This is a genomic window from Exiguobacterium sp. s75 (assembly GCF_018617145.1).
In the GTDB taxonomy this organism is placed as follows: domain Bacteria; phylum Bacillota; class Bacilli; order Exiguobacteriales; family Exiguobacteriaceae; genus Exiguobacterium; species Exiguobacterium profundum.
This window is the reverse complement of sequence record NZ_JACSJQ010000002.1, coordinates 1-21,847: the sequence shown is the minus strand read 5'-3', so window position 1 is coordinate 21,847 and position 21,847 is coordinate 1. Positions and strand designations below refer to the sequence as shown.

20 protein-coding genes and 1 rRNA gene are annotated in these 21,847 nt (G+C 47.4%); 10 read left to right on the top strand and 11 right to left on the bottom strand.

The features are described from left to right. Nucleotides 1-19 precede the first annotated feature (19 nt). Nucleotides 20-223, bottom strand: coding sequence for a DUF951 domain-containing protein (locus KNO68_RS09500; RefSeq protein ID WP_047795718.1), 204 nt, complete (start codon nt 221-223; stop codon nt 20-22). Next, nucleotides 213-1,154: a mechanosensitive ion channel family protein gene (locus KNO68_RS09495; RefSeq protein ID WP_215112406.1), complete on the bottom strand. Its 942-nt coding sequence runs from the start codon at nt 1,152-1,154 to the stop codon at nt 213-215. Before KNO68_RS09495 ends, KNO68_RS09500 begins: the two co-directional genes overlap by 11 nt. Before the next feature lie 169 nt (nt 1,155-1,323). Between KNO68_RS09495 and yyaC the strand changes: the two genes are divergently transcribed. Beyond that, nucleotides 1,324-1,950, top strand: coding sequence for a spore protease YyaC (gene yyaC / locus KNO68_RS09490; protein WP_078145959.1), 627 nt, complete (start codon nt 1,324-1,326; stop codon nt 1,948-1,950). Here the strand turns inward: yyaC and KNO68_RS09485 are convergent. From KNO68_RS09485 to mnmE, 5 genes are all read right to left on the bottom strand, one after another. Continuing rightward, nucleotides 1,923-2,705 carry a ParB/RepB/Spo0J family partition protein gene (locus KNO68_RS09485; RefSeq protein ID WP_031424085.1) on the bottom strand — a complete coding sequence of 261 codons (783 nt, stop codon included), beginning with the start codon at nt 2,703-2,705 and terminating at the stop codon, nt 1,923-1,925. The genes yyaC and KNO68_RS09485 overlap by 28 nt on opposite strands. A 36-nt stretch (nt 2,706-2,741) precedes the next feature. Further along, entirely contained in the window at nt 2,742-3,626 is an 885-nt protein-coding gene (gene noc, locus KNO68_RS09480) for a nucleoid occlusion protein (RefSeq protein WP_015880224.1), read from the bottom strand. Nucleotides 3,627-3,705: 79 nt separating this feature from the next. Then, a complete protein-coding gene (gene rsmG, locus KNO68_RS09475) occupies nt 3,706-4,422 on the bottom strand; it encodes a 16S rRNA (guanine(527)-N(7))-methyltransferase RsmG (RefSeq protein WP_015880223.1) in 717 nt (238 codons plus the stop codon). A gap of 4 nt (nt 4,423-4,426) precedes the next feature. Next, nucleotides 4,427-6,313, bottom strand: coding sequence for a tRNA uridine-5-carboxymethylaminomethyl(34) synthesis enzyme MnmG (gene mnmG / locus KNO68_RS09470; RefSeq protein WP_215112405.1), 1,887 nt, complete (start codon nt 6,311-6,313; stop codon nt 4,427-4,429). A gap of 15 nt (nt 6,314-6,328) precedes the next feature. Further along, entirely contained in the window at nt 6,329-7,708 is a 1,380-nt protein-coding gene (mnmE, locus tag KNO68_RS09465) for a tRNA uridine-5-carboxymethylaminomethyl(34) synthesis GTPase MnmE (RefSeq protein ID WP_215112404.1), read from the bottom strand. A gap of 170 nt (nt 7,709-7,878) precedes the next feature. On the opposite strand from mnmE, the gene KNO68_RS09460 reads away from it, so the two are divergent. Next, nucleotides 7,879-8,637 (top strand): nucleotidyltransferase domain-containing protein, encoded by a 759-nt coding sequence (locus tag KNO68_RS09460; RefSeq protein WP_214757721.1) that lies wholly within the window; start codon nt 7,879-7,881, stop codon nt 8,635-8,637. A gap of 12 nt (nt 8,638-8,649) precedes the next feature. On the opposite strand, the gene KNO68_RS09455 is transcribed toward KNO68_RS09460, so the two are convergent. From KNO68_RS09455 to rpmH, 4 genes are all read right to left on the bottom strand, one after another. Continuing rightward, a complete protein-coding gene (locus KNO68_RS09455; protein ID WP_215112403.1) occupies nt 8,650-9,195 on the bottom strand; it encodes an HdeD family acid-resistance protein in 546 nt (181 codons plus the stop codon). 101 nt (nt 9,196-9,296) lie between these two features. Then, entirely contained in the window at nt 9,297-10,157 is an 861-nt protein-coding gene (yidC, locus tag KNO68_RS09450) for a membrane protein insertase YidC (RefSeq protein WP_078145955.1), read from the bottom strand. A 104-nt stretch (nt 10,158-10,261) separates the two neighbouring features. Then, nucleotides 10,262-10,606, bottom strand: coding sequence for a ribonuclease P protein component (rnpA, locus tag KNO68_RS09445; RefSeq protein ID WP_015880217.1), 345 nt, complete (start codon nt 10,604-10,606; stop codon nt 10,262-10,264). A gap of 154 nt (nt 10,607-10,760) precedes the next feature. Beyond that, nucleotides 10,761-10,895, bottom strand: a complete 135-nt coding sequence (gene rpmH, locus KNO68_RS09440; protein WP_015880216.1) for a 50S ribosomal protein L34 — start codon at nt 10,893-10,895, stop codon at nt 10,761-10,763. Nucleotides 10,896-11,659: 764 nt separating this feature from the next. Here rpmH and dnaA point away from each other — a divergent pair. The 8 genes from dnaA to KNO68_RS09400 form a co-directional block, all read left to right on the top strand. Continuing rightward, nucleotides 11,660-13,039, top strand: coding sequence for a chromosomal replication initiator protein DnaA (gene dnaA, locus KNO68_RS09435; protein ID WP_031424077.1), 1,380 nt, complete (start codon nt 11,660-11,662; stop codon nt 13,037-13,039). A 196-nt stretch (nt 13,040-13,235) separates the two neighbouring features. Next, complete coding sequence (dnaN, locus tag KNO68_RS09430) at nt 13,236-14,375, top strand: DNA polymerase III subunit beta (RefSeq protein ID WP_026824743.1); 1,140 nt, start codon at nt 13,236-13,238, stop codon at nt 14,373-14,375. A 126-nt stretch (nt 14,376-14,501) separates the two neighbouring features. After that, a complete protein-coding gene (gene yaaA / locus KNO68_RS09425; protein ID WP_015880213.1) occupies nt 14,502-14,717 on the top strand; it encodes a S4 domain-containing protein YaaA in 216 nt (71 codons plus the stop codon). Nucleotide 14,718: 1 nt separating this feature from the next. Next, the gene (recF, locus tag KNO68_RS09420) at nt 14,719-15,837 is read left to right on the top strand and encodes a DNA replication/repair protein RecF (RefSeq protein WP_015880212.1); all 1,119 of its coding nucleotides are present in this window, start codon (nt 14,719-14,721) and stop codon (nt 15,835-15,837) included. 49 nt (nt 15,838-15,886) lie between these two features. Further along, nucleotides 15,887-17,815 carry a DNA topoisomerase (ATP-hydrolyzing) subunit B gene (gyrB, locus tag KNO68_RS09415; protein WP_078145952.1) on the top strand — a complete coding sequence of 643 codons (1,929 nt, stop codon included), beginning with the start codon at nt 15,887-15,889 and terminating at the stop codon, nt 17,813-17,815. A gap of 22 nt (nt 17,816-17,837) precedes the next feature. Continuing rightward, the gene (gyrA, locus tag KNO68_RS09410) at nt 17,838-20,405 is read left to right on the top strand and encodes a DNA gyrase subunit A (protein ID WP_214684900.1); all 2,568 of its coding nucleotides are present in this window, start codon (nt 17,838-17,840) and stop codon (nt 20,403-20,405) included. A 57-nt stretch (nt 20,406-20,462) separates the two neighbouring features. Beyond that, nucleotides 20,463-21,452, top strand: a complete 990-nt coding sequence (locus tag KNO68_RS09405; protein ID WP_214732017.1) for an HD-GYP domain-containing protein — start codon at nt 20,463-20,465, stop codon at nt 21,450-21,452. A 225-nt stretch (nt 21,453-21,677) separates the two neighbouring features. Then, nucleotides 21,678-21,847, top strand: a 16S ribosomal RNA gene (locus KNO68_RS09400); the annotation flags it as partial.

Sequence of the window (21,847 nt, the reverse complement as noted above, 5' to 3'; positions counted from 1 at the left end):
ACCTAAAGAAAAACGCCGCTTATTCGGCGGCGTTCCCTTGTTCAAGCACTTTCTTGAATCGCTTATCAAAATCACGGCGTTGCATGAGCACACTGGCTCCGCAGCCTTGGCACTTGATCCGAATGTCCATCCCGACACGCGTGATTTGCCAGCGGTTCGTCTTACAGGCATGTGGTTTTTTCATTTCCACAATATCGTTCAATGCATAGGTTTTACTTTGCATTTTCTGCTTCTCCTCCTTTAGGAGCCGAGTTCGGTGGCATCATGACCGTACGTGGGTATGGAATTTCAATCCCGCGCTCGTCAAGTCCAGCCTTTAACTCTTTATGCAAAATTCGACCAGCTGCGAAGTGCTGGGTCGGCGGGACTTCCGCCATTAATCGGTACACCACTTCCGATGGTCCGAGCGACTGCACTCCAGCCAAGTCGATTGGCTTGATGAACAAGTCGTGATAGCGTGCTTCGACCGTTTTCGCAATTTCCTTGAGCGCTTGCTCTACTTTTGACATATCTTCTTCGTACGCAACCCCAATATCGACAACAGCGACGCTGTTTTCAAGCGAGTAGTTCGTCACTTGTAAGATTTGTCCGTTCGGAATAATCGTCACTTGTCCGTTTAATCCTTTTAACTTCGTCGTCCGGATTCCGACCTCGATGACCGTCCCGTCGACTTGTTGGTTCAAATTGACGTAATCCCCATTCTTGTATTGGTTTTCAAAGATGATGAACGCCCCTGTGATGACGTCTTTCACCAAACTTTGTGCCCCGAATGAGATTGCAAGACCCGCGACCCCGGCTGATGCAATCAAACCGGCGATATTCACACCGAATTGTCCGAGCACCGTCAAGACCATAATCAACCCGATCACATAGCGGATTGTGTTTTGGGCTAATTTTAATAACGTTTCATTCTGTCGCTGGGCGACGATATCATGTTCTTTTATTTTGCGGAGCGTAAACACACGCTCGACCATCGTTGTCAAAATGCGTGTTGCGATATATAAACCAAGGATGATGAGCGCCACACCGGCGAGCTTGATCCCTAAACCAATCCACATGTCTGTATCTTTAAAGTACTCGACGAATCGGTTCACGCTGTCGATTGTCTCATCGGCAACCGTATTTAAATCTTTATCTGTATTTTGCGAAGCCATCTTTTCACCTCAAAGTCGTAGATTCTAAATTATCAAAACATATTTCACGACTTTTCTCAAACACTGCATTCGGAAGTTAGAAGTTTTCCACTTTTGGGAATGGATTAATACGAGATCAATCCCCCAACTGCAACTAGGAATAGGCAGCTTAGAAGAGAGGATGAGATTCATGCCGTTTCGCTTAAAACCTCATAAACCATACTCTTTTTTCATTGAACACACTGAGCGGAGTGGATCCAGATTGCTTGCGGACCAGCTTCATGAACAGTTGGTCAATGAAATCCATCGCCCCATCGTCCTTGTTTGCATCGGTTCGGACCGTTCGACCGGTGATTCACTCGGTCCGCTCGTCGGAACGTTTTTAGAAGAACGTCATATCCGAAATTTACATGTATACGGCACATTAACGAAGCCTGTACACGCACTCAATTTGGTGGAAACGTTACATGAGATTCAAACGCGCTTCCATCAACCGCTCATTATCGCTATCGACGCCTGTCTCGGACGTTTATCAAGTGTCGGTTATGTCTTCTTTTCGGAAGGTCCGCTCGCTCCAGGGGCCGGTGTCCAAAAAGAACTTCCGGCAGTCGGCGCTTACAATATTAAAGCCGTCGTGAACGTAAGTGGATTCATGGAGATGATGATTCTACAGAATACCCGTCTCCATCTTGTATATGAACTCGCACGTTTCATCACAGACGGATTCGCCGATTTTGATACACGGATCGGGCGCCTGCATCACGAAGAGGCGGCCATCACGCGTCTTCGTCAGTCACGAGATGAATCAAAGTCTTGAGGCGATAATAACGTCAACAATTGTTCCAAGTCGTCTTGTGAAAAATACTTCAACTCGAGGACGCCGCCTTTTCGGCGCGGACGAATCGACACATCCATCTGAAGACGCTCCGCAAGCACCGCTTCGACCGCTTCGATATCGGCGTTCGATCGCTTCAGCGTCTTTTTTTCTGTGCGCTCTTTTTGTAAGTAACGCTCGAGGCGACGGACCGTCCAATGCTCGGCAATGACCCGTTTCGCAATCTGTTCCATCGCTTGTTCCGATTTCATACCCGTGATGGCACGTGCATGTCCCATCGTCAAATCTCCGACCATGACCGCATGCTGGACGGCACTCGGCAATCGAAGGAGGCGAAGACTGTTCGTCACATGACTGCGGCTCTTCCCGACGCGATCGGCCAACTGTTGTTGCGTCAGACCTAGCGTCTGCATCAACTGTTCATAGGCGACAGCCTCTTCGATGGCATTCAAGTCTGCCCGCTGAATGTTTTCAATCAGCGCCAACTCCATGACGCGATCGGAGTCCGCCGTGACGACGAGGGCAGGAATGTCTTCTTTCCCAGCGAGCTTCGCCGCCTGAAACCGTCGTTCCCCGGCAATGATTTCATAGTATCCTGTCGCTTTTCGAACGACGATTGGTTGTAGGACGCCATATCGCTCAATGGATTGACGCAACTCTTCTAATTTTTCCACCTCAAATTGTTTCCGGGGCTGATTCGGGTTTGGGCGAATGAATTTTAATGCTAATCGTTCCATCTACAAACCTCCTTCATTGTATAAAAAAGCACGGACTCATTTTTGAGGCCGCGCTTTCGGGATGCGAATTCGAATTTCAACAAATTCCTCTTCGTCTACTTCTTCAGTTTGGACGTCAATCCCTGTTTTCCCAATCAAATCGATTGAGTCACGAATCGTGTTGATGGCGATTCGCGTGTCACGCGCAAAACTTTTCGTCCGACGACGTTGTTTTTTCGGCTTTCGCTTCTCTTCTTCGATCGGTGTTGTTAAAAAGGCGACGCGTTCTTCTGTCTCCTTGACGTTAAAATCCTGTTCTAACACTTCTGCGAGCACTTGAAGTTGCAATCCTTCTTCCTTCAACGGCAACAACGCACGCGCATGTCGCTCATTGATCCGACGATCGCGAAGCGACTGCTTCACATCCTCCGGCAATTTTAACAAGCGCAACTTATTGGCGATCGTGGATTGACTCTTGCCTAGACTCTTAGCGAGCGCATCTTGCGTCAAACCGTTCAAGGCGAGTAAACGATCATATGCTTCCGCCTCTTCAATCGGGCTTAACTGCTCACGCTGCAAGTTTTCAATCAAGGCGAGTGCAGCCGTCGTATCATCGTCCATATCGCGAACAATTGCCGGAATCGCTGACCAACCAAGCGATTTCACCGCACGGAAACGACGCTCCCCGGCAATGATTTCATAACAGTCCCCATCTGCCTTTCGAACCACGATTGGTTGAAGGAGTCCATGTTCCGAAATCGTCGTTGCCAACTCTTCAATTTTTGCCGGCTCGAACACTTTACGCGGTTGATAACGGTTTGGACGCAACCGTGATAACGAGAGTTCTTGTACCGTGTCATCCGCTCGAACTTCCGCAATCTGCGTCACGGCAACTTCGTCTTTTCGATTCACACCGAACAATTTCGCAAATCTATTCTTCAACGTCGGGCACCCCTTTATGTAAAAAAATAAGCAGACTCCACCACTGGAATCTGCTTTTGTTTCACGTGAAACGACATCATCAGATAAGTGGCTCTTTCGCCGGTGTCCCCGCTTTACGCGGATATTTCCCGGGCGTTTTTCGTAGTTTATCTACAACTACGATATTACGCTCACTCATCTCTCCTGGCAATAGGAACTGGTGTGTCGCTTTTTCTTTCCCACCTAGAACGGCTAAAGCGTTTTTGGCGTCTGCCATCTCGTCAGAAACCTTGGCCGCTTTAAGCGCGACGAAGCTTCCGCCTACTTTCGCGAGTGGCAAACAGTATTCCGCCAACACGGTCATGCGGGCAACCGCACGCGCTGTGACGACGTCAAACTGTTCGCGGAACTTTTTATTTTTTCCGAACTCTTCAGCGCGACCATGATGGAACGCGACACCTTCGAGCCCGAGGGCGAGGGCCAATTCGTTCAAGAAGGTGATGCGTTTGTTTAACGAATCGATGATCGTGACGTGTAAGTGTGGGAATAAAATTTTAAGCGGAAGACTCGGGAATCCCGCTCCTGCCCCGACATCACATACGGTTTCGACTTTCGTGAAATCGAAATGAAACGCTGCGCTGAGCGAATCATAGAAGTGCTTCAAATATACTTCTTCCCGGTCCGTGATGGCCGTTAAGTTCATTTTTTCGTTCCATTCGACGAGCATTTCGAAGTAACGTTTGAACTGACTGAGTTGTGTCTCACTCAGTTCAAACCCTTCAGCTCGTAACGCTTCAATAAATTGAGATTCGTTCATCGTTTCACTCCACCGTTGCGTATTGTCCCTGTTCGATATAGACGAGCAAGATTGACACGTCTGCCGGGTTTACGCCTGAGATACGGGACGCTTGTCCGATCGAAAGAGGACGAACTTGTTTTAGTTTTTGTTTCGCTTCTGTCGCGAGACCACCGATCGCATCATAATCCAAGTTTTCTGGGATTCGTTTCTCTTCCATGCGACGCATCTTCTCGACTTGTTCAAGCTGTTTGGAAATATAGCCTTCATATTTCACTTGAATCTCGACTTGCTCTTTTACTTCATATGACAATTCTTCCGTTGATGGAACGACTGTCATGAGTGCTTCATAGGATACTTCCGGACGCTTCAACAAGATGTTGGCATGTGTCGCTTCCTTGAGCGGGTGTGCACCGACCGATTCGAGCATCGCATTGACTTCAGGTGTCGGTTTGACGACGAGGGATGCAAGTCGTTTTACTTCTTTTTCAATCGCTACGCGTTTCTTGTTGAGGTGAGCATGACGATCTTCTGAAAGTAAGCCGATCTCATACCCGATGTCGCTGAGTCGCAAGTCCGCATTGTCATGACGCAACAAGAGACGGTATTCGGCACGTGATGTGAGAAGGCGATACGGTTCGTTCGTCCCTTTCGTCACGAGGTCATCGATTAAGACGCCGATGTACGCTTGCGAACGGTCCAAGATGACCGGATCTTTTCCGAGCACTTTGCATGCGGCGTTGATTCCCGCCATGATGCCCTGTCCAGCCGCTTCTTCGTACCCGCTCGTCCCGTTGATTTGTCCCGCTGTGAAAAGACCTGGGACAGCTTTTGTTTCGAGAGTTGGCCAAAGCTGTGTCGGTACGACCGCATCGTATTCAATCGCATAACCGGGACGCATCATCTCTGAATTTTCAAGACCCGGGATCGTGCGAAGCATCTGATGTTGCACGTCTTCTGGCATACTCGTCGAAAAGCCTTGGACATAGATTTCTTCCGTATCGCGACCTTCTGGCTCTAAGAAGATTTGGTGACGCGGTTTATCATTAAAGCGAACGACCTTATCTTCAATCGATGGGCAATAACGTGGTCCCGTTCCTTTAATCGCACCCGAGTACATCGGTGAGCGATGCAAGTTCTCATCAATCAATTGGTGCGTGCGCTCACTCGTGTACGTGAGCCAGCATGGGATTTGTTCGATTGGATTCAAATCCGTCGAGGTGTACGAGAAGAATGATGGATTCTCGTCTCCTGGTTGAATCTCCGTCTTCGAGTAATCGATCGTCTTGCCGTCGATTCGTGGCGGTGTTCCCGTTTTGAATCGAACTAAGTCGAGACCGAGCTCTTCTAGATGCTTCGATAGCTCGACCGAAGGCATTTGGTTGTTCGGGCCACTTTCATATGCCAATTCCCCGATGATGATTTGACCGCGCATGAACGTTCCCGTTGTGACGATGACCGCTTTCGCGCGATATTCTGAACCTGTGTTCGTTACCACGCCACGTACTTCTCCGTCCTCAATTAACAAACGTTCGACTAGCGCCTGACGAAGCAGTAAATTCGGCTCGTCTTCTAGCACTTTCTTCATGTGATTTTGGTATTGGAATTTGTCCGCCTGTGCACGTAGCGCACGTACCGCCGGCCCTTTCGATGTGTTGAGCATCTTCATTTGGATGTATGTCGCGTCAATCGCACGCCCCATCTCGCCGCCGAGCGCATCGATTTCACGTACGACGATCCCTTTCGCTGGCCCACCGATTGATGGGTTGCAATACATGAATCCGACCATATCAGGGTTCATGGTGAGCATCGCTGTTTTCGCGCCCATTCGAGCCGATGCGAGTGCTGCTTCAATCCCTGCGTGTCCGGCCCCGATGACGATGACGTCAAATTCGCCTGCCGTATAAGCCATATTCGTTCCTCCTTATTATTTCCCAAGACAAAACTGTGAAAAGAGCTGATCAATCAAGCTCTCCTGTACGGTATCTCCATTGATTTCACCGAGCGTATCCCACGCACGACGTAAATCGATTTGAACCATGTCGATTGGCATATTCATGACGGCACTCCCGAGCGCCTCATCAATTTGACCAATCGTTCGTTTGATTAATTGAATGTGTCGAGCGTTTGAGATATACGTCATATCTTGTGACTCGACCCCTTTTGCGAAGAAGAGATTTGCGATGGCCGCTTCAAGGGCATCGATTCCTTCATCTAGTAAGAGCGATGTCGCCACAATAGGACGTCCTGCCGCTAGTTTCTCTAGCTTAGAAGAATCCATGTTTTGTGGCAAGTCCGTCTTGTTGATGATGATGATGGCATTCATTCCTTTAACTGCCTCAAATAACGCCTCATCCTCGACAGTCAATCCCTCGTGTCCGTTCAAGACGAGAAGGACCAAATCTGCCGCCTCTAACGCTTTTCTCGACTTTTCCACACCGATTCGTTCCACGATATCTTCCGTTTCGCGAATCCCTGCCGTGTCGATCAATTTGAGCGGAACACCTTTCACATTGACGTATTCCTCAATCGTGTCACGTGTCGTTCCGGCAATTTCGGTGACGATCGCTTTCGTCTCTTGAACGAGCGTATTCATCAGAGAAGATTTACCGACGTTCGGTCGACCGATGATTGCTGTAGCCAAGCCTTCACGTAAGATTTTCCCTTGTCGCGCTGTCTCGAGTAACTGCTCGAGGACACGCTTGACCTCGCCCGCTTTCTCTTCGACGATGGCCTGGGTCATCTCTTCTGCGTCATACTCTGGATAGTCGATGTTGACCTCGACCGCCGCAATCGTTTCGAGCAATTGTTGACGTAACTCGCGAACGAGGCGTGACAAACGTCCTTCCATTTGCGCCATCGCAACGTTCATTGCCCGGTCCGTCTTCGCTCGAATCAAGTCCATGACAGCTTCCGCCTGAGATAAATCAATTCGACCATTTAGAAAGGCGCGCTTCGTAAACTCGCCCGGTTCTGCTAAGCGGATGTCGGGTTGATCGAGAACGAGCTCAAGGACACGATTGACCGCTACGACGCCTCCGTGACAATTGATTTCGACGACATCTTCTCGTGTAAACGTCTTCGGTGCGCGCATAATACTGACCATGACTTCATCGACGATTTCGCCGGTATCAGGATATTTTAACGTTCCATAATGAATCGTATGTGAATCGACTGTTGTTAAGTCTTTTCCAGAAAACACATTGTTCACCGTTTCGACCGCCAAATCGCCCGATAATCGGACAATCCCGATAGCGCCTTCACCCATCGGTGTCGAAATCGCTGTAATCGTGTCAAACTCTAGCATCTTTCTCCCTCCAAACCTAAACATCTTCTTCTATCATATGCATAACGAACCTACTATACACGATATTCGACTTGAACGAAAGCGTTCGCCCATCAATAAAGTCATTGCCATTCAACTCATCGTTTTCGTACAATAAAGGAATATATTTACATAGAAGAGAGGGTATGAATGTGAACCAACCGACAGCGATTCAAGTTATCACCGAACGACTTAAGCAGGACGAAGCGGTTCAAGCAATTTTTATGAAGGGCTCATTCGGTCGAGGAGAAGCCGATGAACATTCGGATATCGACCTCTATGTCATGGTGCACCCCGATGAGGAGGCCTCCTTTCTATCTAGACGCCTCGAGCATGTAACCGCCTATCGTCCGATTCTGTTAAAAGACGAGATTCACATCGTCGCGCCACAACTCATCGCCGTCTTTGATGATTTTCTTCATCTCGACCTGTTCACGGTCACGCAAGAGACGTTGAATCATCAAGACTCGATTCATGTGCTCTACGACCCACAACAGCGACTTGCTAGACACGCCACTTCCTTGCAATTAGACGAAGCGGCAATCAGTGACCATGCGTTCGATACCGTGTGGTTCTTTTTCCAATATACAAAATCACGCAATCGAGGCAACGCGATGTGGGCAACGGAGATGCTCCGGCAAGGAATGGTCCATTTCGCATATGTGTTAGCCGCTCACCACACACCGGACCGGGCTTCCCTTGGTTTAAAAGATGTGACGCAGCGACAAGAAATCGACCTCCGCTCATTTTATGACTATTTGACCCCTGCCTCACACGAAAAAGCCGCCCACATCTATCTGGAGCGACTTCAGGTAGAGCAAACTTTTTTCACATCACTACCTGGCTACAACGTGTTCGGACCGTTCATGGAACAGTTGATTCAACGAGAAACAAGCCGCCCTGGCATATAGGGCGGCTTGTTTTTAGTATCTCGATTGCCGTTTTGTCGAGCGAATCGCGAAGTAGAGGAACAATTCTAGTACCGCGATCGCGATGAGGATTCCACCGAACAGTTGGAACAAGACAAGTAGGCTACTGAACGGATTCGTCAACATGAGAATCCCGACACCTATCCACAATAGACTTCCAATCAAAAACCAAAGCCATCGTCCCGACATCGATTGACGGTAACCGAGTGCCTGAATCAGGCGGATAATTCCACCGAATAGGAACAGGGCCCCGATTAAGATAGGCAAGAGACTCGCCAACGTGTCAGCAAAGAAGAAGACGACCGCTGCCAAAATCAAATAGATGAGACCCATAAAGAAAGTGGGTGGCAACCCTCCCTGACGTCGACGCAACCCTTGAAAGATCATCCAAATCCCCATGATTGCTAAATAACCGGCAATGACATACACCATGACATCAAAGAAAAATCGAGGATATAACAGAATGAGAACACCAAGTACAAAGTAAATGACCGCTTGCCATAACGTCGAACGTTCCAAACGCTGAATGAATGCCTCCATTTTCCCACACCTCCGTTTACTCATTTCTATCTCTATTCCCCTCTGACCGGCTTGCAATCCCACAAAAAAAGCTGAGCGTCAGGAGACACCCAGCTTCATGATTATTTACGTTTTTTCTTTTTGTTTTTCTTCTCTTCTTCGGCAAGCGCTGCACGCTCTGCTTCTTTCGCAGCAATCTTCGCTTCAGCCGCAACCTTCATCTTCTCACGCATCGGGAGCATGATGGCCATCGTGACGATGATCGAGATGATATAACCGACTACCCAGTATAACGAAAGGGCAGCTGGAAGGTTGATCGACATGACGAAGATCATAACCGGGAAGATATAAAGCATCATCTTCAACTGGGGGTTCTGTTCTTGACCCGCCATTGAGATTTTTTGTTGTGCAAACGTCAAGATTGCCGCTAAGATCGGCAAGACGAACGTTGGATCCGGAGCACCGAGGTCGAACCATAAGAAGTTCGCTTCGAAAATCTCAGGTGTACGGCGAATCGCATCATAGAATGCGAAGAGAATCGGCATTTGAATCAAGATCGGCAAACATCCCGCGAGCGGGTTGATTTGGTATTCCTGATAAAGCTTCATCATCTCTTCTTGGAGTTTACGTTGTGTTTCCTGGTCTTTTGAGCTGTACTTTTCACGAAGCTTCAGCATTTCTGGTTGCAACACTTGCATCGCACCCATACTCTTCGTCTGCTTGATCATGAGTGGGAGAATCAATAACCGGACGATAATCGTCGCGATGATGATTGAAATCCCGTATTGCCACTGGCCACCGACCAAGTAAGCAACTTCCTTCAAAAGCCATGCGAGCGGCCATACAAAGTACTTCGCCCAGAAACCTTCTGTGTCAGCCGTTACTGGTTCGGCTTGGATGGTAGACGGATCCACACAGCCTGCCATCAGCATGATGACCGCGGTCATGGCAGCGAGTAATCCTAATTTTAGCTTTTTGCTCATAGTTCCTCCTACGCTTTCTTTATCAATTCTTTTTAACGCACACGTCGATCGGGCAATCTTATCAGACTCTAATTATATGAGAGAACAAATTCAGATTGTCATGGTCACCGGCCCTGCTTTTGCCAAACCTTAGCCCGTTTGAATACGTGTTTCAAACTCTCGGTCACTTCCGACTGCGTCAATGCGGTCGCAGGTTTTCGAGCGATGATGACATAATCATTCGGTGCAACGTTTGGTTCGAGCAAGCGAAGCGACTCACGCATCAATCGTTTCATCCGGTTCCGTTCCACAGCATTTCCAAGCTTCTTGCTGACGGAAAGACCCACTCTGAAATGCGTTTGATCCGCTTTGAGCGTGTAGACGACAAACTGACGATTGGCCACGGAGCGTCCTTCGCGAAACACCGCTTGGAACTCTTCATTCTTTTGCAGGCGGTATTCTTTTTTCAAAATTCTCACTCCATCCTTCGCTTCAAAAATCGTCAACTAACATCATATCATATCCACATCATTTGAACGAGGGAGAATCCATGAAATACTACGTTTCTGTGACAAACTAAAAAATTGCCCGAGGAAAGGATCCCCGGGCAATCTTCGTTCGAAATTATACAGTCAAGGCTTTACGGCCTTTACGACGACGAGCAGCAAGAATGTTGCGACCGTTTTTAGTCGCCATGCGTGCACGGAATCCGTGAACTTTCTTACGCTTACGGTTGTTAGGGTTGAAAGTTGGTTTCATGGTTACAGCACCTCCTCAAGATTAACGCTCTATTAGCAAGTTATAGTTTCATTTAAGGCAGTCTTTAAGATTATATAAATCGATTCAACAATTGTCAATGTATTTTCGGATGGTTTTCGAATTCGTATTACGAGGCGCTCAGAAAGCATTCATCCACATGGATTCGATCGTACCCACAGGACGAGTAGGTCGAAGAATGTATACACAACCTTTACGTATTTTATAAACGGTCTTTATAAATAGCCACGTTGAGCCATTTTATCCACAAAATCACGAAGTTATCCACATTTATATGTGAATAACTCCTCTTTTTTCACATTCTCATTATTGATTTTTTCATTTTCTTCTTTTACAAAAACAATCTTTCATTTCACTTCTTCCTCTTTTGTGTATAACTTTTTCACCCAACACTCCATCATTATTGCTTTATCCACAATATATCCACAGGTTATCCACAAAACACACAGCATGTGGATAAGTGGGTGTGGATACTTTTCTTTATCTGTGGATAAATACCGAAAAGCATTGCCACGTCTATTTTATTTTGCTAAACTGAATGTGCACAAACTTGTGGATGAACAATTCGTGATTCCAAGATATACACAGGCTGTGGATAAGTGTTATCCCCATAATGAACACCATGTGGATAACTTTATCCACAGTTTTTGTTCTCTGGGGATAACCCTAGTTTCTACTATAGAATAGTGTATGTGTATATCGTGTGAATAAGTTTTACCCAACATGTGAGTAAAGGAGGTCTTTCATTGAAGAATGCTCGCGAGATTTGGAGAAATGTCTTATCGGTAATCGAGGAAGAAGAACGAACTCCAAAAGCCAGTTTTGACATGTGGTTAAAATCAACCGAGGGGATATCGTTGATGGGAACGACGCTCGTTGTGTCGGCACCCGCCAGTTTTATCGTCACGTGGTTAGAGCGACAGTATCTATCGCTGCTACAAGATACGGTTGAAGAGATCACAAACAACAAGCTTGAAATTCATTTCATCGAGGAATCTCAAGCACACAAGTATGCTCCAGCAGATGGATCGTCACATGAATCCATCGCCGTGACAGAAACAAAAGAACAACCCGTGCTATTACCTTCAAAAGAGGAAGGGGATCTTGGTCAACTGAATGACAAATACATTTTCGAGACGTTTGTCATCGGATCGGGGAATCGTTTTGCCCACGCCGCATCACTTGCTGTCGCCGAAGCGCCGGCACGTGCGTATAACCCGCTCTTCATTTATGGAGGCGTTGGACTCGGTAAGACGCATTTGATGCATGCGATCGGTCACTATGTAAAAGGTCAAAAACCAGGGGCCCGTATTGCCTATGTCTCTTCTGAGAAGTTCACGAATGAATTCATCAATTCGATTCGAGATAATAAGACCGGTGAGTTCCGGAACCGTTATCGAAACATTGATGTGCTATTGATTGATGATATTCAGTTTTTAGCAGGGAAAGAACAAACCCAGGAAGAGTTTTTCCACACGTTCAATGCGTTGCACAACGATCAGAAACAAATCGTGATTTCGAGTGATCGACCACCAAAAGAAATCCCGACGCTAGAAGATCGACTTCGTTCACGCTTCGAGTGGGGCTTAATCACAGACATCACGCCACCGGACCTTGAGACGCGAATTGCGATTCTTCGCAAAAAAGCGACGGCGGAAGGGCTTGATATCTCGAATGAAGTCATGCTGTATATCGCGAATCAAATCGATACGAACATTCGGGAACTAGAAGGGGCGCTGACACGAGTCGTCGCTTATGCAAAACTTGTCGGGCGACCAATCGACCCGGACGTGGCAGCCGAAGCGCTTCATAATATCATGCCTGTCCAGGAAGCGAAGAAAATTGTCATTCGCGACATTCAAGAAGTTGTCGGTCAACACTTCAACATTCAAGTAGAAGAATTGAACTCGAAAAAGCGAACGAAGACGTTGGCATTCCCACGTCAAATCGCAATGTATCTCTCGCGGGAGATGACGGAGAGTTCCTTGCCAAAAATCGGGGAAGAGTTCGGAGGGCGTGATCATACGACCGTGATTCACGCGCATGAGAAAATTAGCACCCTTCTAAAGAACGATGTGGAAATGCAAGAGACGATTCAAACGTTGAAGAAGGCACTTTCTAACTAATGAAGAATTCTCTGTGGATATCCTGTGGATAAACCACCTTAGTTATCCACAAGTTATTCACAGGCGAAATGGCTTAACACGTATGGATTAGGGGACTTATCCCCAGTATCCACAGCCCTTATTACTATTATGACTTAATTAATACTATTATATTATTAGGAAATGGACTCATTTCACCTTAGGAGGAATTATCCACATGCATTTAACGATTCAACGAGATGTATTCATGCAAGCCGTACAAGACGTATCAAAAGCTGTGGCTTCACGAACGACCATTCCAATTTTGACAGGCTTGAAACTTGAGGCACATGCGGATGGCTTAACACTGACAGGAAGTGATACCGAGATTTCGATTGAACGCTTGATTCCAATCGAAGAGGGTGGAATTGAACTCATTCAAATTCAACGTGCTGGAAGCGTCGTGTTGAACGCACGCTTCTTAGGAGAAATTGTGAAGAAGTTACCGACGAACGAGGTCACCCTCGAAGTTTCACCGAACTTCATGACGCGCATTGAGTCTGGTCAAGCAGAGTTTCATTTAAACGGTCTTGACCCGGATGAATATCCACGCCTACCTGAACTTGCGAGTGATCGTCGCTTCTATTTGCCGGCTGATCTATTGAAGACGATCATCCGTCAGACGAGCTTCGCTGTTTCTTCACAGGAGACACGTCCCGTATTGACAGGGGTTAACTTCTCAGCAGAGAAGGGCTTCCTTACATGTGTCGCAACGGATAGCCACCGTCTGGCGCTTCGTCGTGCGCGATTTGAGACAGATAACGATTTGACGTTCCAAAATGTCGTCGTTCCTGGTCGCTCACTCAACGAATTGGCAAAATTACTCGACCGTGAAGAGTTGCCGATTGAAATCGTCTTAACGGACCAACAAATTTTATTCCGTATGAAAAACATCTCATTCTTCTCTCGTTTGTTAGACGGTGCCTATCCAGACACGTCACGTCTCATTCCGGAAGAATATCGCACAGCGGTTCGGATGAATGCGAAAGAGTTCTTACAGGCCATTGACCGTGCATCGCTCTTAGCACGTGCCGATCGCAACAACGTCATTAAATTTGTGGCGGAAGATACAACGGCAGTTGAAGTCTCTTCACACTCGCCGGAAGTCGGAAAAGTGTCGGAACGTGTCAGCATCCTGTCGCTTGAAGGAGAAGAACTAAAAATTTCCTTCAACTCGAAATTCGTGATGGACGCGCTCCGCGCACTCGATGCATCTGAAATCGAAATCCAGTTCACGGGTTCGATGCGACCGTTCATTTTACGACCGGTTGAACAAGATAGTGTTCTTCAACTGATTTTGCCAGTCCGCACATCGTAAGCTGCGGATAGGGATGATGAGGTGTCTTGCCTTGTCATCCCTCTTTTTGCCTTATTCGACGATTTTCGATAAACTAATATGTATGGCGATTTTTTCAGATCAGCATGTGAGAAAGGAAGTGACGACATGGAAAAAGTGTCGATTACAACCGAGTATGTAACGCTCGGACAATTTTTAAAATTAGCAGATATCATCTCAAGTGGGGGACAAGCAAAGTTCTTTTTAGAGGATGTCATGATTAAAGTGAACGGTGAGCAGGACCAGCGCCGCGGTCGTAAATTAAGAGATGGAGATACAATCGAAGTCGAAGGCTTCGGGGAATATCAAATCGAGGGAAACTGACGTGCATTTAAAGTCGATCCGATTGCAAAACTATCGCAACTACGAAACCCTCGAGCTAGATTTTTCAGAACAGACGAATGTTCTGATTGGTGAGAACGCCCAAGGAAAAACGAATCTTCTCGAATCGATTTACGTACTTGCGCTCGCAAAATCGCATCGGACGACACAAGACCGTGAGTTAATCGGTTGGGAAGCCGATGCTGCGAGTATCGAAGGACGGATTCATAAACGGACGGGCGAATCGGTGCAGAGTCTCTCTTTTTCTCCTAAAGGCAAGAAAGCAAAGCTCAATCATTTGGAACAACGTCGTCTCAGTGACTATGTCGGCGCATTTAACGTCGTCTTGTTCGCCCCAGAAGACTTAGCCATCGTCAAAGGCAGTCCGCAAGGGAGACGGCGATTTTTAGATATGGAAATCGGTCAGGTCAGTCCCGTGTACTTACACGAGCTCAATCAATACTTGAAGACGTTGAAACAACGGAATGCCTTGTTGAAGCAGTTATCCACAAAAGGTGGCGACGAGACGTTACTCGAAGTATTGACGGACCAATTGATTGAACTTGCCGTAAAAATCGTGATGCGACGCTATCACTTCATCGACCAGCTCGAAAAATGGGCCAATCCCATCCATTCCGGAATCACGAGAGATCTCGAAACACTGACGATTCAATACGTTTCTGACACGTTCCAAAAAGAACGCTTCTCAAAAGAACAGATGTTTGAAACGTATCGTCAAAAGTTTGATAAAATAAGAGAGAACGAACGACGAAGAGGTGTGACCTTGTTCGGTCCGCATCGTGACGATTTTGAATTGTATGTCAACAATCGAAACGTTCAAACGTTCGGTTCACAAGGTCAGCAACGAACGGCGGCCTTGTCATTGAAGCTAGCTGAGATTGAATTGATTCATGAAGAAGTAGGCGAATATCCTCTGTTGTTATTAGACGATGTGTTATCTGAGCTTGACGATCATCGCCAAACCCATCTCCTCGATACGATGGGACGGAAAGTACAAACGATTTTGACTACAACAAACATTGACGGGATTGCACATGAGACCATTCAACAAGCTAAAGTGTTTCACGTGAAACAAGGTGAGGTTGAAACGGAGTCTGTGTAATCGTGGCAAGAGGGAACACCAAATCATGTATAGTAGGTGAAAATAACCGATGAGTAATGAAAATGAAAAAGAATTGCAAGCGTACGGCGCCGACCAGATTCAAGTCCTTGAGGGCCTAGAGGCTGTCCGTAAACGTCCAGGGATGTATATCGGTTCCACAAGCTCTCGCGGTCTCCACCATTTAGTATGGGAGATTGTCGATAACTCAATCGATGAGGCGCTCGCTGGTTATTGTGACACGATCACAGTGACGGTCGAGCCAGGGAACTCGATCGTTGTTGAAGACAACGGACGTGGGATTCCGGTCGACGTTCAAAAGAAAACAGGTCGACCTGCCGTTGAAGTTATTTTCACGGTGTTGCACGCAGGTGGTAAGTTCGGCGGTGGCGGATACAAAGTATCAGGTGGTCTTCACGGTGTCGGGGCGTCAGTTGTTAACGCCTTATCGACGAAACTTGAAGTGTTCGTTCGTCGCGATGGAAACGTATATTACCAATCGTTCAAACGTGGTGTCCCACAAGGTGAACTCGAAATCGTCGGGACGACCGACACGACAGGGACGACGGTCCGCTTCTTCCCAGACGGGGACATCTTCCAAGAAACACTCGAATATGACTTTGATCTGTTAGCGACACGCTTACGTGAGCTCGCCTTCTTGAACAAGGGGTTACGAATCGTGGCTAAAGATGATCGTAGTGACGAGACGATTGAACGGAACTATCACTATGAGGGCGGAATCAAGTCTTATGTCGAGCACTTGAACCGGTCAAAAGCGTCGATTCATGAAGAGCCTGTGTACGTACACGGGACGAAAGATGGAATCGAAGTCGAGATTGCGCTTCAATACAACGAAGGTTTCGCAAGTAACATTTACTCATTTACGAATAACATTCCGACGCATGAAGGTGGGACGCACGAGACAGGATTTAAGACGGCGCTCACCCGTGCCATTAATGATTATGCGAAGCGATTCGGATTGATGAAGGAAGCCGATGGTAGCCTCTCAGGGGATGATGTCCGTGAAGGGTTGACGGCGATTGTTTCCGTCAAGCACCCGGCTCCCCAGTTTGAAGGACAGACGAAGACGAAACTCGGGAATGCCGATGCGCGTACGGCAACCGATACGTTGTTCAGCGACACGTTCGAACAGTTCCTACTCGAGAACCCGTCGGTCGGTCGCCTCATCGTCGACAAAGGCTTGATGGCGGCACGTGCGCGCCTTGCTGCGAAACGTGCACGCGAGATGACACGTCGTAAAGGGATTCTCGAAGTCAGTTCATTGCCAGGGAAATTGGCAGACTGTTCGTCAAAAGATGCATCGAAATCTGAACTATACATCGTTGAGGGTGACTCGGCGGGAGGTTCTGCGAAATCTGGACGTGATCGTCACTTCCAAGCCATCCTTCCGATTCGAGGGAAAATCATCAACGTTGAGAAAGCACGTCTTGATAAGATTTTGGCCAACCAAGAAGTCCGGACCATCATCACGGCTCTCGGAACAGGGATTGCTGATGAGTTTGACTTATCGAAAGCACGCTATCACAAACTCATCATCATGACCGATGCCGACGTCGATGGTGCGCACATTCGGACGTTGTTGTTGACGTTCTTCTATCGTTACATGCGACCGCTCGTTGAAAGTGGATATGTCTATATCGCGCAACCACCACTCTATGGTGTGAAGCACGGGAAAGAAACGATTTACGTTCAAAACGACCGTGAGTTGCAGGCGGCGATTGCACAACTTCCTGAAAATGCACGTTATAGCGTTCAACGTTACAAGGGTCTCGGAGAGATGGATCCTGAACAGTTATGGAATACGACGATGAACCCGGAAACGCGTTCGATGCTTCGTGTCGATCTTCAAGATGCGATCGAAGCGGATGAAATCTTCGAAACGCTCATGGGTGACAACGTCGAACCACGCCGTGACTTTATTCAATCTCACGCCCATTACGTGAAGAACCTCGATATTTAATAAGAAGGGTAGGCAATAACGAATGGCAGAACAAGAAAATATCAAGGATATAAATATTAGCCAGGAGATGCGAACGTCGTTCATGGACTACGCGATGAGCGTCATCGTATCACGTGCCCTTCCGGACGTGCGAGATGGATTAAAGCCGGTTCACCGTCGTATTTTATATGCGATGAACGAACTAGGCATTCGCGCGGACAAGCCACATAAGAAGTCGGCGCGTGTCGTCGGGGACGTCATCGGTAAGTACCACCCACACGGTGACTCAGCTGTTTATGAGACGATGGTCCGCATGGCTCAGGACTTCAGCTATCGCTACGAATTAGTCGACGGTCACGGGAACTTCGGTTCAGTCGATGGCGACTCGGCCGCTGCGATGCGTTATACCGAGGCACGTATGTCTAAAATTGCGATGGAACTCGTACGAGACATCGGAAAAAACACGATTGACTATCAACCGAACTTCGATGGTGAAGAAAAAGAACCAGTCGTACTTCCGGCACGTTTCCCGAACTTCCTTGTGAACGGGACGAGCGGAATTGCCGTTGGTATGGCGACGAACGTTCCGCCTCATAACTTGAACGAGGTCATCGACGGGGTATTGGCGCTTTCTCACAACCCGGACATCACGATTGCAGAATTGATGCAACACATCCCGGGTCCTGACTTCCCGACTGCGGGAGAGATTTTGGGACGTAGTGGGATTCGTCGTGCATACGAGACTGGACGCGGATCGATTACGATGCGTGCGAAAGCTGAAATCGAAGTCTTGAAAAATGGTCGTGAACGAATCCTCGTGCACGAGATTCCTTACCAGGTCAACAAAGCGCGTCTCGTTGAGAAGATTGCCGACTTGGTTCGCGACAAGAAAATCGAGGGAATCACGGACTTACGCGATGAATCAGACCGTAACGGGATGCGCATCGTGATTGAAGTTCGCCGCGACGCGAATGCGAGTGTCATCTTGAACAACTTGTATAAGCAAACACCGATGCAAACGACGTTCGGCGTCAACATGCTCGCGCTTGTAGGCGGTCGTCCAAAAACGTTGAACATCAAACAAGCGATCTATTACTACATCGAACACCAAAAAGAGGTCGTACGTCGTCGGACGCAATTCGATTTAGACAAAGCGGAAGCACGTGCCCACATTTTAGAAGGTCTTCGTGTTGCCTTGGATCACTTGGATGAAGTCATCGCCATCATCCGTAGCACGCGTACAGGTGACGAGGCTCGTGAAAAGTTGATTGCTCGCTTTGGACTTTCGACTGAACAGACGCAAGCCATCTTAGATATGCGTCTCCAACGCTTGACTGGTTTGGAACGCGAGAAGATTGAAGGCGAATATCGTGAAGTGAAAGCGTTAATCGAAGAACTTCGTGCGATTCTCGGAGACGAAGAATTGCTCCTCGATATCATTCGTAACGAATTGATCGAAATCAAAGAGCGATATGGTGATGCTCGTCGTACGGTGATTCGTACGGATATCGTTGAACTCGAGGACGAAGATTTGATTCCGGTTCGCGACATGATGATTACGCTCACGAGCGAAGGATATATCAAGTCGATCCCGTCGGATTCATATCGGACTCAGCGCCGTGGTGGTCGCGGGAAACAAGGTATGGGAACGAACGATGAAGACTTTGTGCTTCGTCTGCTCTCCGCGTCGACACACGATACCATCCTGTTCTTCACCAACTTCGGACGCGTCTTCCGTCTCAAAGGATACGAAATTCCTGAGATGAGCCGTACCGCGAAAGGGATGCCAATCATCAACTTGCTTCAAATCGACAAAGGTGAAAAAGTCGAAACGATGATTCCGGTCGATTTCAATAGTTACTTGGCTAACCAAACGGTAACGGAAGAGACACAGGATGAATCGGAAGAAGTGGCAGACGAGCAGTTGTCTCTCGTCTTCATCACGAAAGAAGGATTGATTAAGCGTTCGCCACTTTCGGCATACGCCCGAATCAACAAAAACGGTCTACGTGCCATCAGTTTGAATGAGACAGATGAACTCGTCACGGTTCGTTTAGCGAAGAGCGACGATGAAATGTTAATCGTTACACGACAAGGGATGTCGATTCGCTTCCCTCTCGAAGGAGAAGTTCGTTCGATGGGACGTACAGCACGAGGCGTTCGCGCGATTCGATTGAAGAAGGAGGACGATTTGGTCGTCTCGATGGAAATCGTTCGCACCACGCAAGACGTCTTGATTATCACGGAAAAAGGATACGGAAAACGTACGGCCATGGAGCAGTTCCGCACACAAGGTCGTGGTGGTTCCGGTATCATTGGAATTAAGACAGATCGTGGAACAGTCGTCGGGATGCGTGTCGTCGATGAAGACGATGACATCATGTTGATGACCGAGCTCGGTGTTGCGATTCGGATCGATTCGCAAACGATCTCTCAAATGGGTCGAAGTACTCGCGGTGTGAAAGTAATGAACATCGAAGAGGGCGATCGTTTGGCGACCATTGCAAAGTTGAAAAAAGATGAGTTAGAAGAGGAATCAGCAGTCGATTTGGAGAATGGGTTTGAGGATGAAGCACCTGAAACCGACGAATCGTCTGATGTGAATGAGTAAGACGAGAGGTCGAACGGTGTTTCCGTTCGACCTTTTCATATATTAGGAGGGATTCGCGTGCGTTTGAACTTATCTACTGTACATGTTGGGATGACGCTATTGTCACCCGTTTCTTCTTTAGAAGCCGGAATCCACTTAACCAATGAACATTTGCGTTTGCTCCGTTTCTTAAAAATCGAAGAAATCGATGTCGCACCTGTTGAACAGAAGCTCTTCACGTCTAAAGAAGAACAGCGCCTCTGTAATCAGGTCCTTCAATATGAGAAACATTATAATCAGTGGGAAGAACGGATCGCACCTAACCCATATGAAGGTCTAGAATTCATTCATCAACTATTTCGTCAGGAAGTTCCGCTTACAGCGATCGTTCATTTCTTTACGCATCAGCCGTTGCGGAAAAATCATGTCATTTACCATTCCGTTTATCGGGCGCTCGTCGCCCGTGCCTTATCGAAATATCGAGGGGACGAACATCAACTCCAATTTGATTACGGGATTGCTTCTTATTTTGCAGACGCGAGCTACGCTAAAATTCGGAAATGGTCTCATATGCGTTATTTCACAAAAATGGAACGGGAGCTATTGTATCAACACCCACTCGTTTCGGCATCGATGCTCCCGAGTACGCAAACGTTACGAGGAAGAGTGTATCAATTGATCACCGAGCATCATGAGCGATTGGATGGATCCGGGTTTCCAAAACGTCTGACGGAACGCGAGTTGAATCCAGCCTCTCCTCTATTTATTGTCGCCGATCGCTTCTGTCAGTTAACAGCACCCCGAACGTTCCGAAAGCCGCTCTCTCCAGAGGAAGCATATTTCTATATGTGGCAGAACAAAGCCTATGATGGAGAAGCTTTGTCGCTTCTTGCGACATTACTTGGATTTTATGAAATCGGTCGCCCTGTTTTATTGAGCAGTGGAGTACGAGGAACGATACATGCCTATACGAATCGTGTCGAACAACCGATTGTGCTTGAAGCGACAGGGGAGAAAGAATATGATTTATCGCGATTAACCGATGTGAGCATTGTTGCATTTCAATAAGAAGAAACTAGCGATTCCATTCAACAACATGAAATGGAATCGTCTTTATTTATTCTTTTTTAAAAAACTTTCTTTTTATAGTTGACGGATATAATTACAGGTGCTATTATAAATGAGTCGCTAAGAGCGGCAGACGAACTTTGAAAACTGAACGATGAGGCAAAAATAAGTTTTACCATTTTTGAATGAAGCGCAAGCTTCGTCAATTTAAGAGCTGTATCAAATTCTTTGGAGAGTTTGATCCTGGCTCAGGACGAACGCTGGCGGCGTGCCTAATACATGCAAGTCGAGCGCAGGAAGCCGTCTGAACCCTTCGGGGGGACGACGGTGGAATGAGCGGCGGACGGGTGAGTAACACGTAAAGAACCTGCCCATAGGTCTGGGATAACCACGAG

Bases quoted from the DNA above. Each gene is read 5' to 3' on its own strand.
- KNO68_RS09500 (WP_047795718.1), bottom strand. From the start codon at position 223: ATGCAAAGTAAAACCTATGCATTGAACGATATTGTGGAAATGAAAAAA.
- KNO68_RS09495 (WP_215112406.1), bottom strand. From the start codon at position 1,154: ATGGCTTCGCAAAATACAGATAAAGATTTAAATACGGTTGCCGATGAG.
- yyaC (WP_078145959.1), top strand. From the start codon at position 1,324: ATGCCGTTTCGCTTAAAACCTCATAAACCATACTCTTTTTTCATTGAA.
- KNO68_RS09485 (WP_031424085.1), bottom strand. From the start codon at position 2,705: ATGGAACGATTAGCATTAAAATTCATTCGCCCAAACCCGAATCAGCCC.
- rsmG (WP_015880223.1), bottom strand. From the start codon at position 4,422: ATGAACGAATCTCAATTTATTGAAGCGTTACGAGCTGAAGGGTTTGAA.
- mnmG (WP_215112405.1), bottom strand. From the start codon at position 6,313: ATGGCTTATACGGCAGGCGAATTTGACGTCATCGTCATCGGGGCCGGA.
- mnmE (WP_215112404.1), bottom strand. From the start codon at position 7,708: ATGCTAGAGTTTGACACGATTACAGCGATTTCGACACCGATGGGTGAA.
- KNO68_RS09455 (WP_215112403.1), bottom strand. From the start codon at position 9,195: ATGGAGGCATTCATTCAGCGTTTGGAACGTTCGACGTTATGGCAAGCG.
- yidC (WP_078145955.1), bottom strand. From the start codon at position 10,157: ATGAGCAAAAAGCTAAAATTAGGATTACTCGCTGCCATGACCGCGGTC.
- rpmH (WP_015880216.1), bottom strand. From the start codon at position 10,895: ATGAAACCAACTTTCAACCCTAACAACCGTAAGCGTAAGAAAGTTCAC.
- dnaN (WP_026824743.1), top strand. From the start codon at position 13,236: ATGCATTTAACGATTCAACGAGATGTATTCATGCAAGCCGTACAAGAC.
- yaaA (WP_015880213.1), top strand. From the start codon at position 14,502: ATGGAAAAAGTGTCGATTACAACCGAGTATGTAACGCTCGGACAATTT.
- gyrB (WP_078145952.1), top strand. From the start codon at position 15,887: ATGAGTAATGAAAATGAAAAAGAATTGCAAGCGTACGGCGCCGACCAG.
- gyrA (WP_214684900.1), top strand. From the start codon at position 17,838: ATGGCAGAACAAGAAAATATCAAGGATATAAATATTAGCCAGGAGATG.